A 14,583-nucleotide genomic window follows, 5' to 3' on the forward strand; every position below is an offset into this window, starting at 1 on the left:
CCTGCTCGGCGGGGACCTCTACACCGCCTACACCTTCGTCGCCGTGCCCGCGCTGCTCTTCACCGTCGGCGGAGCTGGCTTCTTCCCGGTCGCCTACTCCAACCTGGTCTGGCCGATCATCTTCGTGTTCCTGCCCCGCCTGTGGTCGGTCTCCCGTAGACACGACTACGTCACCCCGGCCGACTTCGTACGCGGCCGGTACGGCTCACGGGTGTTGAGCATCGCGGTCGCCGTCACCGGAATCCTGGCCACCATGCCGTACATCGCGCTCCAACTGGTGGGCATTCAGGCGGTGCTGGACGTCATGGGACTGGCCCCCGGGGAATCGGCCTGGGCCAGGGACGTGCCGCTTTTCGTCGCCTTCGCCGTCCTGGCCGCCTACACCTACGCATCCGGCTTGCGGGCACCCGCGCTCATCGCGTTCGTCAAGGACGCCCTGATCTATCTGGTCGTGATCGTCTCGGTGCTGTACGTCCCGGCCCGGCTCGGCGGCTGGGGCCAGGTCTTCGACACCGCGGCCAAGCAGCTCCCGCAGACCCAGGGCAACACCGTGCTCGACCCGGCCTCCGGCGTCATCCCCTACATGACCCTGGCGCTAGGCTCCGCGATGGCCCTGTTCATGTACCCGCACGCACAGGTCGCCGTCCTGTCCACACGCAGCCGCACCGTGGTCCGCCGCAACATCGCCGCACTGTCCGCCTACTCGGTCGCGCTCGGGCTGATCGCCCTGCTCGGCTACCTCGCCCTTGCCCAGGGCCTCACCCGCGAACAACTCGGCGGGAACCCCCAGCGGGCCGTGCCGGTGCTGTTCGCCCAGACCTTCCCGTCCTGGTTCACCGGCCTCGCGTACGCGGCCATCATCGTAGGCGCCCTGGTCCCCGCCGCCATCATGTCCATCGCCGCCTCCAACCTGTTCACCCGAAACCTCTACCGAGAGGTACTGCGACCGAACGCCACACCGGCCGAGGAGACCCGGGTGGCCAAGATCGTCTCACTGCTCGTCAAACTCGGCGCCTTGGTATTCGTCCTCACCCTCGACTCCTCGAACGCGGTCAACTTCCAACTGCTGGGCGGAGTATGGATCCTGCAGACCTTCGTTGCCGTCGTCGTCGGCCTGTACACCCGATGGTTCCACCGCTGGGCCCTGCTCGCCGGGCTGATCGCGGGCATGCTGTACGGAACCGTCACCGCCTATGCACAGAGCGCCCCAGGCCGCCCCCATTTCGCTGCCCAGACCGCCGAACTGCCCTGGCTCGGCCAACGCGGATACATCGCGCTGACCGCCCTGCTGCTCAATCTGGTGGTCGCCAGCGTCGCAACCTGGTTGCTGCGGGCGCTCGGAGCGCCTGACGGGAAGGACGAGACAGCGGCAGGGGACTACCACTACGATCCCGCCGACACCGCCGCACCCCAACCGGATCCCGGCCCCAGGGCCACAGCCAGCCACCAGTGAAGCCTCCAACTGTGGGACAGACGCATTGGCACCAGTGTCGCCGCTGCAGCCAACCGGCGCGTCGGCGAGCTTGCGGACGCCCTGCACGAGCGCACTCTCAACATCGGCAAGCCGAAGCCCAAGGACGAGGAGCCCGACGAGCCGGAGGGCGACGACCAGGAGCGGCAGGAAGACGAGGGGCCGGAGGAAGAAGAGGAGGAGCCGCAGGGCGAGGACGACGAGGAGGAGCTCGAAGGCGAGGTCCGATGGGAGAAGGTTCCTGAGGACGAGCTGTCAGAGGAGACCGAGGAGCCGGAGGACGAGGACCAGGAGGAGCCGCCGCGAGGCGTGGCGCCGCCAAGAGCGGTGACCGCTCCGGGCGTACCGCGCGGTCGGCCCCCGGGGCCGAGCCCGAGCCCGAACGCAAGTTTGCGAAGAAGGCCCCGGCCGGGAAGTCGACCACGGCGGCCAAGAAGGCTCCGGCGAAGACTCCTCCCGCCAAGCGCTCGACGAGCCGCACGGGCTCGGCCGAGGCCCCGGCCCGGAAGAGCGCGGGACCGAAGGCGGCCGCCCCGGCCGAGGAGACAGCGGCGAAGAAGACTGCGTCCGGCACGTCCGCCACGCGCCCGAGCCGGAGGAGGTAGGCGATGGCCACAACAGACCGTTGGCCGCCCAAGAAATCGGGTTCCGACAAGCTTCGCGAGGAGGCCGTGCACTCTCTCCGGGCCATGCCCTGCGACGCGAGGCGGACGCTGAGTACGTCCTGGGCGACGACGCCCTCACCGAGTGCGACCGCGTCGGCGACGGCCGCTCCGACCACTCGGGCAGGCACCGCCGCCACGGCGTGAACCTGCAGGTCACCACCGGTGCACGCGGAAGGCTCGTGTGGATCTCCCGGCCCCCGCCCGGCCGCACCCACGACCTGACCGCGGCCCCTCGCCACCGCATCGTGAAGACCTGTGGTCGGCTCCGCATCCCCGCCCTGGCCGACACGGCCTGCACCGGCGCGGGCGGCACGTTCGCCATCTCGGCCAGGCGCCCGCCCGGCGGCGAGCTCACCACCGGACAGAGATCCATCGACCAGGCCCTCGCCCGACAGCGGTCACCCCGTCGAACGCGGCGTTGCCGGCGTCAAGCGATGGCGCATCTTCCGGCGCGCCCGCTGAAGCCCAACCGCCTGACGTCAGCTGCCAACCTTCCTGGACCCTGGAGCCGTCCTGGGCCTGGAGAGAAACGCTGCTAAAGGCTCAATGTCGGCGCGGCCTGCTCCCCGGGGTCGTCACGGCCTCAGCTTGTCGGCCTCCCGGATTTCATGGAGGTGGATGAGGATGTCGAAGGACCGGGCGATCGCGACGTCGCGCGGCTTCTCCGGGAACTGCGTGCCGATGTTGAGCGTGGGCCGGGCGACGTTCAACCAGGCGCGCGCGGCAGCCGGGGCCTTGCGGACGTCGAGGTAGAAGTCTCGGTAACCGACCCGGTCGAGGGCGTACTCGTTCCTGCCGGGCTCGGCAGCGCCCACGGTGAACTTCTTCCAGTCGCCGCCCAGTGCGGCGTCCTTGGACAGGAAGGAGCCCTGGTTGAAGGTGAAGCCGATGGGCAGGTAGTCCTTGCCCATGGTGTCGCGCAGGAACGACCCCTGAGTCTTGGAGTACAGCTCAGGGTTGTCGGAGAGGTAACCGACGTGGTTGTTCTGCGCCGACACCAGGATCTTGTCGCCGGTGTGCTGCCGCCACCAGGCTACGTTCTGGGCCATCACCTCGTCTCGGAACAACTCGAAGCCGGGCAGCGACTTGGGGTCGGTCGGGTCGATGGTGAGGAACTTGGCGGTCTGGGCGATCGAGCGGGCGTTCTGCTCGGCCCAGTCGAACGCGTCCCCGCCGGAGCCCTTCGTGCTGCTGACCAGTTCCAGGGCCTGCTGCGCCTTGGCTGCGAGCTGCTGTCGTTCCGCAAGCGGCTTGCCCAGGTAGGCGAAGACGTTGTCGATGGGCCGCAGGCCGGTGTAGAGCTCGTTGAGCCGCGGCAGTGCCTCGGGGTGGTTCTTCTCCACGTAGCCGGTCACCCGTCCGAAGAACGCGTCGTTCAACGAGGGGGCGCCGATGTCGTCGCCCATGAAGTGCACGGGGCGGTCGGGGTGGTGGCGGTTGTAGTCGCGCATCCACTCGATGAGGCTCACGAACTCCTCGCGCTCCCAGGGTGAGTCGGTGAGGGTCTGCTTGGCGACGCTGCGGGCGTCCCCGCCCTTGCCGGTCTGGAGGTAGTCGTCGATCTGGAGTCCTGCGGACCAGCTCAGCTCCAGGGCGAAGGTGGTGAAGCCCTTGTCCTCGACGAGGTGGCGGAAGACCCGCTCCTTCATGGTGAAGAACTCGTGGGAGCCGTGGGTGGCCTCGCCGAGGCCGACCACCTTGGCGTCACCGACCATTGCGGACAGGGCTCGCAGGTCGGCCGTGTTTCCACCGGGCTCGGTCGTGCGCAGCGGGTGGGCCGCCCGCTCCAACGCCCGTACGGGATCCTGCTTCCCATCGGCTGTGCGGGCCGCGTCGGCAGTAACCGCCTGGGCCGCCACCGGCACCAGTGCTGCCCCTGCCGCGGTCGCCACCGCCGCCAGCAGTAGCCGGCGACGTGTGCGCTTCGTGCGAACAGTCATGTTATTGCCCTTCAATCGAGTGTGTAGATCTTCGAGGAACGTCCGTGTCCGCGACCGGTTGGCCGGGAGCTGAGGGAAGCCGCTGGACTTTTCCGGGGCGGCCCCTTCTGGAAGGCGCATGGGAGCACCATCGTGCGGGGCCGTCCTGGCAATGGATCGGTTGGACGTGCGTGGCTGATCACGCGGCGCCCGGCAGGGGGACTCGGACCGTTCTGTTACAGCACATCACCGGAGTGTGCGGAGATCGTCCGATCACGGGATGAGAAGCCGTGCGGGCCCCTGGGACCCGCCGTCCCCCCGGACCGGGACCCTGGTCCTGGTCGGTCTCGCCCTCGGTGCGGACCCGGAAGCCGCGGCACCCGGGGACAATGGCAGAGGCGGACACCGGTGCCGGGCGGACCGTCGTTGGCCACCACAGCGGAGAACAGCGAAGAGAGGACCACCATGGCCACGCGTAGCAGCGCCCTGCCGTCGCGGCAGGGACTGCGCGGGATCCTCTTCCCGCCGGACGCCGTCGCCCTGCCGACCCGGAACGACGCCCTGCTGACCGTCGGCGCGGCCGTCGCGGACCTCATCGGATACACCGCGCTTTCCCGGGCCACAGGCGTGCCGGTGTCAGGTGTCGGTGTACTGCTCCTGACCGTCTCCGCGCTGCCGCTGCTGGTGCGGAGGCGCTTCCCGCTTGGCGTCATGATCGCCTGCCTGGGGCTCAGCGCGCTGCTGAACCTGACGGTGCCCATGGATCAGCATTTCGGCGTCACCCTGGCGGTCGCCCTCTACTCAGCCGCCCGGACCGGTCGCCCCTGGGCGACGGCAGCGCTGACGTTCGGGGCGATCGGTGTAACCCTCCTCACCCCGGACCTCGCAGCGCCGCACGGGCTCCTCAACGTGGCCAGCTCCTGCCTCGCCGCATGCCTCATCGCCGCCACCGCCCTCGCGGTCAACCGATGGCAGCAGGAGACGGAGGCCAACCGCCGACTCCTGGCCGACCGGGCGGTGGCGGAGGAACGCCGCCGCATCGCTCGGGAGCTGCACGACATCGTCGCCCACCGCGTCACCACCATGCAGCTGATGGCGGGCGGCGCGCGCGCCAACCTCGATCACGATTCCGGTGTCGTCCGCGACGCCCTGGTCACCCTGGAGGAGTCGGGGCGGCTGGCGCTGCGCGAGATGCGGCAACTGCTCGACGTCCTGCGGGCCGACGAGGAGCCGACGGCCGTCCGGCACGGCGCCCCGGAGGCACCGCAGCCCGGCCTGGCCGACCTCGACCGCCTGATCGAGGAGTCCCGGCAGGCCGGACAGCCCGTCCGGCTGACCGTGGACGGCGGTTCCGAACGGTTGCCCCCGGTGGTCGCTCTCACCCTCTACCGGATCGTTCAGGAGGCCCTCACCAATGCCCGCAAGCACGCCGGGCCCGATGTCCCGGTGGAGGTCCGCCTCACCTGCCTGCCGGAGAGCATCCGCGTGTCCGTCACCGACCGGTTCGTGACGGGCACGCGGATGCCCCTCCCGTCCCCCGGCTGCGGCTCCAGCACCGGATACGGTCTGATCGGTATGCGGGAACGGGTCGCCCTGCACGGTGGCACGCTGAAGGCCGGTCCGGTACCGGAGGCCGGCTTCCAGGTCGTGGCGAACCTGCCGCTGGAAGCTCCGACAGGCGAGGACGAGGAGAGCTGACCGGTGAGTGGGACGGATGCTGCGGGCGCGGGCGCGGGCGCGGGCGCGGGCGCGGACTTGGGCGATCGGACGATCCGGGTGCTGATCGCGGACGACCAGCCGCTCGTGCGGCGCGGGCTATCCCTGATCCTCGGACCCGCCCCGGCCATCACGGTAGTCGCAGAGGCCGAGAACGGTGAGCGGGCGCTCGCGCTCGCCCGTGAGTACCGCCCCGACGTCGTGGTGATGGACATCCGGATGCCTGTCCTCGACGGGGTGGCCGCCACCGAGCGTCTGGCCCATGACCTGCCCGAGTGCCGTGTGCTCGCTCTCAGCACCTTCGACATGGACGAGTACGTGGTCGCCGCCGTGCGCGCAGGCGCCTACGGCTTCCTGCCCAAGGACAGCTCGCCCGAGGAACTGGTGGCCGCGATCCGCACCGTCCGGGCGGGCGAGGCCGCCGTCGCTCCCCGCCTGCTCACCCGGCTGATCTCTGCCTACGTCAGGACCGGGCAGCCCGCGCCTCCGGGCCGGCGCCGGCCCGGAGGCGGGAGCACCACGGTCTCACTCCACGTGGGGTCGAGGTCTGGCGCCTGCTTGCCGCCGGTCTGGACAACAACGAGATCGGGCATCCCATGGAGATCAGCGTCTCCACCGTCAAGAACTACATCACCAGCATCTTCGACGAACTGGGCGTTCGTGACCGGGCGCAGGCCGTCATCGCGGCCTACGAGTCGGGGCTGGTGACGGCGCGGCAGGCGATTGACCCGGACTGAGAGCGTCCTACGGTGGCGGCGGCACGGGCCGCCCGGAGAACATGACGACCCCACGGACCGCGCCGTCCCGGGCTCCCGGTGCGGCTGGTGCGTGGCCCTGCTGCCGCCTGGGGCGAAGGGCCGCCGGCGGGCCTGTCGCGATCTGTCGTGGAAGTCGAAGGCGGTCCGCCGGTGCCTCGCGGAGCGTCCGAAGTCGTCTGCCGCCGAGGCGCCCGCAGGCCTGGCCGCCGCCGCGCCCGCGCTCCCGCCGGGCGTCCTGGCGGCTGCCCGTAGGACGAGAGGTCCCCGCCGCCGGGTCCTGGAGATCGCCGACGCTCCTGCCCGCGCCGCCTACTGGGGCGCGTCCACTTGATGGATCGCCACAACCGCTGGACCCCGGACTCGTCCTTCCGACCGTCAGGGCTGCGTTGGTACGGGCCTGTTTCCGTGCGGACGGCACTAATTCGGATGGTCGCGGTAGAGATAGGCCAGGAGCGCGATGGCGGTATGGGTGGCGGGGTGGGGGTCGTGTTGGCGCCAGATGACGTGGATGGGAACGGACGCATGCCGCTCAAGGGAGCACGCAAGAGCTTCGCGTGGACCGACTACCGCGACCTCGCCGTCCGGGCACACCTGCAGCTCGGCGGCCCGATCGTCCTGGTCTGGGACAACTTGAACACGCACCTGGCCGCCGGCATGAAGCGGTACGCGGCCGAGCACGACTGGCTCACCGTCTTCCAATTTCCCCCCTACGCACCGGACCTCAACCCGGTCGAAGGCATCTGGTCGCTCCTGCGACGCGGACCGATCGCCAACACCGCCTTCACCGACCCAGAGCACCTCACCCGCACACTCCGCCGAGGCCTCAGCTTGACTCTGTCGGGGATCTTGGTGTTCAGCTGCAGGTGATCATGGTGGTGCGTCAGTCTCGCGGGTGCACGGTGAACGCGAGATTTCTGAGGAGTGCGAGATGTCGGTCCGCCCCCGTCCTGGCGCTGAGGTCCCGGAGTTGACGGCGCGGATGGCACGGGCCAGCAACCCCGCTGGTACGACGGCGATGTGGGTGCGCGACCGACTCGACGGCCTGTGGCGGGACGAGGACTTCGCCGACTGGTACCCGCGCGACGGGCGCCCCGGGCTCTCGCCGGCCCAACTGGCCACGGTGAGTGTGCTGCAGTTCCTGCTGGGCCTGTCCGACCGGGACGCCGCCGAGGCCGTACGCTGCCGCATCGACTTCAAATACGCGCTCGGCCTCGACCTCGACGACCCCGGCTTCCACCACAGTGTCCTGACCGACTTCCGCGACCGCCTGCTCCAGGACGGCCGGGCGGACCGCCTCCTCGACCTCGCCCTGGCCCGTCTGAAAGAGGCCGGACTCGTCCGGGAGCGCACCACCCAGCGCACCGACTCAACCCACGTCCTGGCCACTGTCCGCGACCTGACCCGCCTGGAGCTGGTCACCGAGGCCGTGCGCGCGGCCCTGGAGGAACTCGCCCGCACCGCCGGCCACGCGTTGGACGGCCTGGTCAGCGAGGACTGGGGCCGCCGCTACGGCCGCCCGGTGCGCCTGGGCAAGAATCCCTCCCGGCCCAAGACCCGGATCAATACCACCGGCGAGGACGCCCGCCACCTGCTCGAACACCTCCACCGCAACCACCCGTCCCTGCTCGCGGGCCCTCAAGTCCAGGCCCTGCGGCAGATCCTGGTGCAGAACTACCACTGGGACCCCGCCGGTCGCCTTCGCTGGCGCGACGATGACGACGGCATCGGCCTGCCGCCCTCGGCCCGCCGGATCGTCTCGCCCTACGACCCGACCGCCCGCTACGCACGCCGCGGCCAGGTCACCCGCTGGACCGGGTTCCTCGCGCACGTGACCGAGACCTGCTCCGGCGAGGGCCCCAATGTGATCACCGACGTGGCGACCATGCCCGCGACCAGCGCAGACACCGAGGTCCTGCCAGGCATCCACACCCGGCTGGAACACCGGGAACTGCTGCCCGACCAGCACCTGGTCGACGGCGGCTACACCTCCCTGCCCCACCTGGAACAGGCGACGCGCGAACACCGTGTCACCGTCGTCGGACCACTGCCCGGCAACCCCACCCGCCAGCACCGCCGCAGCGAGGGCTTCGCCCGCGACGACTTCCGGATCGACTTCGACCGCCAGGAGGTCACCTGCCCGCAAGGACAGACCAGCGCCGGCTGGCACGGCCCCTACCCGACCTCCTCACCGACCGCAGCCCCGCTGATCGTCGCCCGCTTCACCAAGAGCCAGTGCCGGCCCTGCCCGGTCCGGGCCAAGTGCACCAACTCCCGAGACTCCCACCGCACCGTGGGCTTCCCCCCACGTGAGCTGCTCGAACTGCAGTTGCGCAACCGCGCCGACCAGCAGGACCCGGCCTGGCACAAGCGCTACGCGGTCCGTTCCGGCATCGAGGGCACCATCTGCGAGTTCGCCCACGGCCACGGCATGCGCCGCTGCCGCTACCGCGGACAGCCCAAGGCACACCTGCAACACGTACTCACCGCCATCGCCGTCAACATCGAACGCCTCAGCAAGCAGCCTCCCGACGAAAGCCCGCCTCCACGACGGCCGACGGCCTTCCAGGAGCACCTCGACCAGCACGGCATCCCGCGCCTACGTTCCTGGCGAGCCATCAGCTGACGCGGAGGCGACCAAGATCCCCGACAGAGTCAAGCGTACGTCCAGCAGCTCGGGCATTCGAGCAGGTGAGAGGAGGTTCGGATGTAACCGGGCGTCAAGCTCAGGGCAGCCAGCCGGTGCGAGTCCGGTCCGGGGAGACGCCAGGGTCCCCGGTAGCTGACTCCCGGCGTCGTTCGAGAGGGCGGGCGTCGAAGTGGAGTGACAAGCGTCCTTCGGGGGCGTGCGACCGACCAGTCCGCAACATCAAGTGAAGCCTGCAGCGCCGTCATTTAACCCCCGTCCCGGAAGGGATGGGCCAAGGAGGAGCCGAGCCTGTGCTTGTAGGGCGAAGGCCATGGAAGGCGTCCCAGATCCTGGAGCGGGCGCTCAAGAACCTCCCGGCGTAAGGGGCGTGGAATGGTCGGAAGGGTGTCCTGGGAACTGGAGAGGGCCTACTCGGCCCCGGGCGTGCGGCCCGGGAAGCGTGGCTCGCCTATAACCGGCAGAACCGGGAAGTGGCGGGCTGTCGAGAGGCAGTCGGAGGGGGTCGTAGTAGTGCGGATCGGCGGGACAACACAACCCGTCAGGAGCGAAGGGCCTCTGCTTCATCGATGCGTGACACGAACAAGGAGGTGCCCGGGTGAGTGCCGAAACGGCTATGTCCGCCCGCCGGGAGGACACCGGCCGTGAGCCTTCCCCCGGGACGTGGACACCGGGGTTTCATGCGGCGAGGCTGATCTTACGGGACGCCGCTGTCTGCTGTTCGAACTGGATCGGGCTGAGGTAGCCGAGCGTGGAGTGGCGCCGGCGGAGGTTGTAGAACGAGATCCAGCGGAACACCTCCAGCCTCGCCTGAGCCTGGCCGGCCCATCGCGCTCCGTGCATCAACTCCCGCTTCAGGGAGGCGAAGAAGCTCTCCGCCACGGCATTGTCGTAACTGGAACCGACCTTCCCCATGCTCCGGCGGACGCCGTGGCGCCGGCAGAGCCTCGCGAACTCGGCCGAGCCGTACTGGGCGAGTTCAACCAGTCGTTGCAACACTGGGCTGTTGCAGGGAGCGTAGCTGCTCCTCGAAGACCTCAGCCGGCGTCCGCCAACCGAGGACCTTGCGGGGCCGGTTGTTGATCGCCATGGCGACGGCTTCCAGGTCCGTGGACGACCACCGCGAGAGATCAGTGCCCTTCGGGAAGTACTGACGCAGCAGCCCGTTCGTGTTCTCGTTTGTAGGTCGTTGCCAGGGCGAGTGCGGATCGGCGAAGAACACCTTCGTCCCGGTATCGAGAGCGAACTGGGCATGACCGGAGAGTTCCTTCCCGCGGTCCCAGGTGAGGGTCTTACGTAGCTGCTCGGGCAGCCGGATCATCGACGTCGTGAGCGCCGCGTTCATCGCGATCGCACCATAGCCCCCGAGCGAGGGGCCGTTCTTCACGGGCGGACTCTCGCCCCAGCCCTCGAGCCGAGGCAGGTGCACCAGGAGCGTGGAGCGGCTGCTGCGCTCGACAAGCGTGCCGATCGCGGAGCGGCCCGTCCCGATGATCAAATCGCCTTCCCAGTGTCCGGGGACCGCGCGGTCCCCGGCATCGGCGGGGCGTTCACTGAGGATGACGTCCGCGGTGACATGCCCCTGCGGCTTGTTCTGCGACCGTGCACGGGGAACCCGCAGCGCCCGGCCGGTGCGCAGACACATGACCAGTTCCCGCTTGAGCGCGCCACGGCCTTCGATGAACAGCGCCTGGTAGATCGCTTCGTGGCTGATGCGCATGGACTCATCATCGGGGAAGTCGACATGGAGCCGGTGCGAGATCTGCTCCGGGCTCCATGCCGTCGCCCAACGCCTGTCCTGCCGATGCGGCTTGTTCAGCCCTTTCCATCCAGGCGTCTCAGGCCCGGTGACGATCATGCCGTCGGGGCGACGGACGCTGCCGGCGAGCCGCTCCTGCACGTACTCACGCAACCTGTCGTCGCCCGCGAGCTTCGCGGTCTTCGGACGCTTCGCAGCCTGCTGCGCTTTCCACTGCGCCACCAGAGCCCGGTAGACCGGTTTGCCGCCCCGGGTCGCCGCGTTGCGGCGCAGCTCGCGTGAGATCGTGCCCGCGTCGCGGCCGATCCTGCGCGCGATCTCCCGCACGCCGAACTCCTGGGCGCGCAGTAGCGCGATCTCCTCACGCTCAGCGAACGACAGATAGCGGCCGGTGGGCTCGTCCAGGCTGATCGGCGGCATCCCGCCAGCGTGACGGAACCACCGGGTTCCAACCGGCCATGAAACGCCAACAGCCACCGCGGCCTCTGCCGTCGTCACTCCCGACGCGATCCGCCGCCAGAAGTGGCGCTGCACTGCACGAGACGGCTCCGGCCGACCCGGTGAACGCATCGGCGGTCGCATCGCCCGATCCGCCGCCCACTGCCGTCGCGCACCCGCAGGCACCTGCGGCACCCTCTGCTTCTGGTCGCGTCCCATCGCACACCTCCGTGATCAAGGTGTTGCGACGACCAGTTGAATCCGCCCTGCGAGCCCCTGTCCGAGTGGAAGATCACGCCGTCGACCCGGCCGCCGCGGGTCGCCACCGCGGCCTCCAGGGCGTCGGTGACCAACTGGGTGCGCATGTGGTCGGCCATCGACCAGCCCACGAGCCGGCGCGAGTGCAGGTCGATGACGGTCGCCAGGTACATCCAGGCCCCGGCGACAGGCAGGTACGTGATGTCTCCGACCCACCGGACGTCGGGCCCGCCCGCGGTGAAGTCACGTCCGATCAGGTCCGGCACCGGTGGCGCGTTCCTGTCCCGGACAGTGGTCCGACAGCGTTTGCGCAGGTGACGGCCGATGATGCCGTGTTCACGCATCAGACGCGCTACCCGTTTGCGGTTGACCACCCGCCCCTGGGCCCGCAGTTCCGCGTGCACCCTCGGCACCCCGTAGGCGCCCCGGGTCTCCCGGTGGACCTCGCGGATCTCGCCCACCAGCGCGGCCTCGGCCGCCGCCCGGCCGGCACGCGCCCGGGCCCCGGCCTGCCAGGCGTAGTAACCGGAGCGGGCAACGCCCAGGACCCCGCACAGCCGCTGGACGCCGAACTCGGCGGCGTGGATGGAGATGAAGTCCCAGCGGCGGGCCCTCACTTCATCTCCTGTGCGAAATACGCGGCCGCCCGGCGCAGGATCTCCCTCTCGGCCTGCCACTCCCGCTCGGCCCTACGAAGCCGCACCAGCTCAGCCCGCTCGTCGTCGCCCAGCACCGGCCCAGGCACCGCCGTCCCGGCGTCGGCGGCACGCACCCAGTTCCGCAGGGTCTCGTGGTTGACCCCGATCTCCTTCGCGACCGCCGTGAACGTGCGCCGCCCCTCCGAGGACCGGTACACCGCGACGGCATCACGCCGGAACTCCTCCGAGTACTTCGACGGACGTCCCATCTCGACTTCCCTCCCTGGACCTACAAGATCCAAGTGTCAGGGGTGTCCACGTCGCGGGGCAAAGCTCAGTGGTGTGACGGTGGGGTTATCGGGCTGATACGCGCCCTTCCTAGGTTCGTCCCGGACGTGGGGCCTCCTGCGGGACGGCAGGGGGCACACGGGGGATCACGTCCCTCCGCTCGAACCGAAGGAACTCTCATGGGAATCAGCCAGCTCGACGGCTCCTGGCTGCGCAGGGCCGCGGTCCGTACAGCCCTGGTCTGCACGGCGGCGGTCACCGCGATCACCGCGTCCGGCACCGAGGCGATGGCCCTCCCCGGTGGGGCCACGGCTGCCAGCTTCACCCTCGCACAGCCCGACTGGTACGCCGGGGCGTCCGTCAGCGCGAGCTTCTACACACGGCTGACGTTCCAGTCCGACGGCAACCTCGTGCTCTACTCCGTCAGCGACACCCAGGACTCGCCGCTGTGGGCCAGCGGCACGTACGGCATGGGCGTGACCCGGATGGTCTGGTCGCAGTCCGGCTACATCAAGCTGGTGAACAGCTCCGGCGGCATCGTCTGCACCATCGGCGCGCTCAGCCCCGCCCCCGGTGGCATCGCCCGGGTGCAGAACGACGGCAACTTCGTCTTCTACGACACGGACGGCGACCCCACCTGGGCCAGCGGCACCGACGGCCACTCCTACGGCAACCGGAACTACTGCAACACCTGATCCCGTGCGCCCCGTCCGCTCGAACCGAAGGCTCTCCCATGCACATCAGCCAGCTCCGCGGGTCGTTGCTGCGCAAGGCCGCCGTCCGCACCATCGTGGTCTGCACGGCGGCCGTCACCTTGATCACCGCGTCCGGCAGTGAGGCGACGGCTCTGCCCAGCGGCTACACGGCCGCCAACTTCACCCTCGCCCAGCCCGACTGGCAGGCCCGCTACAGCTACGGGACCCTCAGCCACTCCCTGGTCCTCCAGGAGGACGGCAACTTCGTCCTCTATGCCGTCAACGGCACCCGGGTCACCCCGTTGTGGGCCAGCGGCACGGACGGAACGGGCGTGACCCGGCTCGTCTGGTCGCAGTCCGGCTACGTCAAGCTGATCAACTCCTCCGGCGGCATCGTCTGCACCATCGGCGCGCTCAGCCCCGCCCCGGGCGGGGTGGCCCGGCTGCAGTCCGACGGCAACTTCGTCTTCTACGACACCAACGGCAGCTCCACCTGGGCCACCGGCACCTCCGGCGGCAGCGTCGGCAACCGCAACTACTGCTTCACCTGACCAGCCGTCAGCACTGCGCTGTCAGCTCCCTGTCCGCTCGAACCGAAGGAACTCTCATGGGAATCAGCCAGCTCAGCGGGACGTGGCTGCGCAAGGCCGTCGTCCGCACCGCCGTGGTCTGCACCGCGGCGATCACCGTGATCACCACCTCTGGCACCGAGGCGATGGCCCTCCCCGCCGGCAACACGGCCGCGAACTTCACCCTCCCCCAGCCGGACTGGCACGCCGGCGACTACGCCGGAAACCCGGACTGGACCGCGTGGTTGACGTTCCAGTCCGACGGCAACCTCGTCCTCTACTCCCGCCCGGACCAACGGGAGGACCAGCCGTTGTGGGCCAGCGGGACGAACGGTATGGGGGTGACCCGGATAATCTGGTCGCAGTCCGGCTACGTCAAGCTGATCAACTCCTCCGGAGGCATCGTCTGCACCGTCGGCGCGCTCAGCCCCGCCCCGGGCGGGGTGGCCCGGCTGCAGTCCGACGGCAACTTCGTCTTCTACGACACCAACGGCAGCTCCACCTGGGCCAGCGGAACCTCCGGCCTCGCCGCGGGCAACCGCAACTACTGCAATACCTGACCGGCCCTCGGAACCCGCCCGCCCACCAACTCCACCGGCGGCATCGGTCCGGTAGGGCGTCGTTGTGTCGGCCCCCGCCCGGACAAGGGCTGGACTGTCAGGACGGGTCGGCCGGGCGGGTGCTGGCGGCCTGTCAGGCGAGCCGTACGGGCCGGGAGAGGAGGCCGTAGGCCGCCGCGTCCTCCACCGGGGGCGGGACCCGCTC

At 69.8% G+C, this 14,583-nt stretch carries 13 protein-coding genes and 1 pseudogene; 10 read left to right on the plus strand and 4 right to left on the minus strand.

What is annotated here, in order from left to right; translation table 11 throughout:
* Position 1: 1 nt before the first annotated feature.
* Entirely contained in the window at positions 2–1,453 is a 1,452-nt protein-coding gene (locus ACKUU6_RS31420; RefSeq protein ID WP_407992295.1) for a sodium:solute symporter family protein, read from the plus strand.
* A 643-nt stretch (positions 1,454–2,096) separates the two neighbouring features.
* Positions 2,097–2,675 carry a transposase family protein gene (locus tag ACKUU6_RS31425; RefSeq protein WP_407991952.1) on the plus strand — a complete coding sequence of 193 codons (579 nt, stop codon included), beginning with the start codon at positions 2,097–2,099 and terminating at the stop codon, positions 2,673–2,675.
* 36 nt (positions 2,676–2,711) lie between these two features.
* Here the strand turns inward: ACKUU6_RS31425 and ACKUU6_RS31430 are convergent, their stop codons facing one another.
* Complete coding sequence (locus ACKUU6_RS31430; RefSeq protein WP_407991953.1) at positions 2,712–4,076, minus strand: erythromycin esterase family protein; 1,365 nt, start codon at positions 4,074–4,076, stop codon at positions 2,712–2,714.
* 444 nt (positions 4,077–4,520) lie between these two features.
* Between ACKUU6_RS31430 and ACKUU6_RS31435 the strand changes: the two genes are divergently transcribed.
* From ACKUU6_RS31435 to ACKUU6_RS31455, 5 genes and pseudogenes are all read left to right on the plus strand, one after another.
* On the plus strand, positions 4,521–5,753 hold the full coding sequence (locus ACKUU6_RS31435; RefSeq protein WP_407991954.1) for a sensor histidine kinase: 1,233 nt from the start codon (positions 4,521–4,523) through the stop codon (positions 5,751–5,753).
* A 105-nt stretch (positions 5,754–5,858) separates the two neighbouring features.
* Positions 5,859–6,110, plus strand: a pseudogene (locus ACKUU6_RS31440) (response regulator transcription factor); the annotation flags it as partial.
* On the plus strand, positions 6,047–6,508 hold the full coding sequence (locus tag ACKUU6_RS31445) for a response regulator transcription factor (RefSeq protein WP_407992296.1): 462 nt from the start codon (positions 6,047–6,049) through the stop codon (positions 6,506–6,508). The pseudogene ACKUU6_RS31440 and the gene ACKUU6_RS31445, both read left to right, overlap by 64 nt.
* A 447-nt stretch (positions 6,509–6,955) precedes the next feature.
* Positions 6,956–7,396 carry a transposase gene (locus ACKUU6_RS31450; protein WP_407991955.1) on the plus strand — a complete coding sequence of 147 codons (441 nt, stop codon included), beginning with the start codon at positions 6,956–6,958 and terminating at the stop codon, positions 7,394–7,396.
* A gap of 61 nt (positions 7,397–7,457) precedes the next feature.
* Positions 7,458–9,152 carry an IS1182 family transposase gene (locus ACKUU6_RS31455; RefSeq protein ID WP_407991956.1) on the plus strand — a complete coding sequence of 565 codons (1,695 nt, stop codon included), beginning with the start codon at positions 7,458–7,460 and terminating at the stop codon, positions 9,150–9,152.
* Between the two features lie 699 nt (positions 9,153–9,851).
* On the opposite strand, the gene ACKUU6_RS31460 is transcribed toward ACKUU6_RS31455, so the two are convergent.
* From ACKUU6_RS31460 to ACKUU6_RS31470, 3 genes are all read right to left on the minus strand, one after another.
* Positions 9,852–10,169, minus strand: a complete 318-nt coding sequence (locus tag ACKUU6_RS31460) for a transposase (RefSeq protein ID WP_407991957.1) — start codon at positions 10,167–10,169, stop codon at positions 9,852–9,854.
* A complete protein-coding gene (locus ACKUU6_RS31465; protein ID WP_407988789.1) occupies positions 10,153–11,352 on the minus strand; it encodes an IS30 family transposase in 1,200 nt (399 codons plus the stop codon). Before ACKUU6_RS31465 ends, ACKUU6_RS31460 begins: the two co-directional genes overlap by 17 nt.
* A 74-nt stretch (positions 11,353–11,426) precedes the next feature.
* A protein-coding gene (locus ACKUU6_RS31470) for an IS3 family transposase (RefSeq protein WP_407991958.1) occupies positions 11,427–12,535 on the minus strand; the annotation gives its coding sequence in 2 pieces (ribosomal slippage) (positions 11,427–12,310 and positions 12,310–12,535; 1,110 coding nt in all).
* 198 nt (positions 12,536–12,733) lie between these two features.
* Here ACKUU6_RS31470 and ACKUU6_RS31475 point away from each other — a divergent pair.
* Genes ACKUU6_RS31475 through ACKUU6_RS31485 form a run of 3 tightly spaced genes read left to right on the plus strand, consistent with a single transcriptional unit; the run spans position 12,734 to position 14,378 of the window.
* Complete coding sequence (locus ACKUU6_RS31475) at positions 12,734–13,249, plus strand: hypothetical protein (RefSeq protein ID WP_407991959.1); 516 nt, start codon at positions 12,734–12,736, stop codon at positions 13,247–13,249.
* Between the two features lie 38 nt (positions 13,250–13,287).
* Positions 13,288–13,800: a hypothetical protein gene (locus ACKUU6_RS31480; protein WP_407991960.1), complete on the plus strand. Its 513-nt coding sequence runs from the start codon at positions 13,288–13,290 to the stop codon at positions 13,798–13,800.
* A 56-nt stretch (positions 13,801–13,856) separates the two neighbouring features.
* Complete coding sequence (locus ACKUU6_RS31485) at positions 13,857–14,378, plus strand: hypothetical protein (protein WP_407991961.1); 522 nt, start codon at positions 13,857–13,859, stop codon at positions 14,376–14,378.
* Positions 14,379–14,583: the final 205 nt, after the last annotated feature.

This window comes from Kitasatospora sp. CMC57, assembly GCF_045866025.2.
Taxonomy (GTDB): domain Bacteria; phylum Actinomycetota; class Actinomycetes; order Streptomycetales; family Streptomycetaceae; genus Kitasatospora.

Excerpts from the sequence above, each read along its gene's own strand:
- ACKUU6_RS31480 (WP_407991960.1), top strand. The coding sequence starts at position 13,288 with ATGCACATCAGCCAGCTCCGCGGGTCGTTGCTGCGCAAGGCCGCCGTC.
- ACKUU6_RS31435 (WP_407991954.1), top strand. The coding sequence starts at position 4,521 with ATGGCCACGCGTAGCAGCGCCCTGCCGTCGCGGCAGGGACTGCGCGGG.
- ACKUU6_RS31475 (WP_407991959.1), top strand. The coding sequence starts at position 12,734 with ATGGGAATCAGCCAGCTCGACGGCTCCTGGCTGCGCAGGGCCGCGGTC.
- ACKUU6_RS31430 (WP_407991953.1), bottom strand. The coding sequence starts at position 4,076 with ATGACTGTTCGCACGAAGCGCACACGTCGCCGGCTACTGCTGGCGGCG.
- ACKUU6_RS31485 (WP_407991961.1), top strand. The coding sequence starts at position 13,857 with ATGGGAATCAGCCAGCTCAGCGGGACGTGGCTGCGCAAGGCCGTCGTC.
- ACKUU6_RS31450 (WP_407991955.1), top strand. The coding sequence starts at position 6,956 with ATGGTCGCGGTAGAGATAGGCCAGGAGCGCGATGGCGGTATGGGTGGC.
- ACKUU6_RS31465 (WP_407988789.1), bottom strand. The coding sequence starts at position 11,352 with ATGCCGCCGATCAGCCTGGACGAGCCCACCGGCCGCTATCTGTCGTTC.
- ACKUU6_RS31455 (WP_407991956.1), top strand. The coding sequence starts at position 7,458 with ATGTCGGTCCGCCCCCGTCCTGGCGCTGAGGTCCCGGAGTTGACGGCG.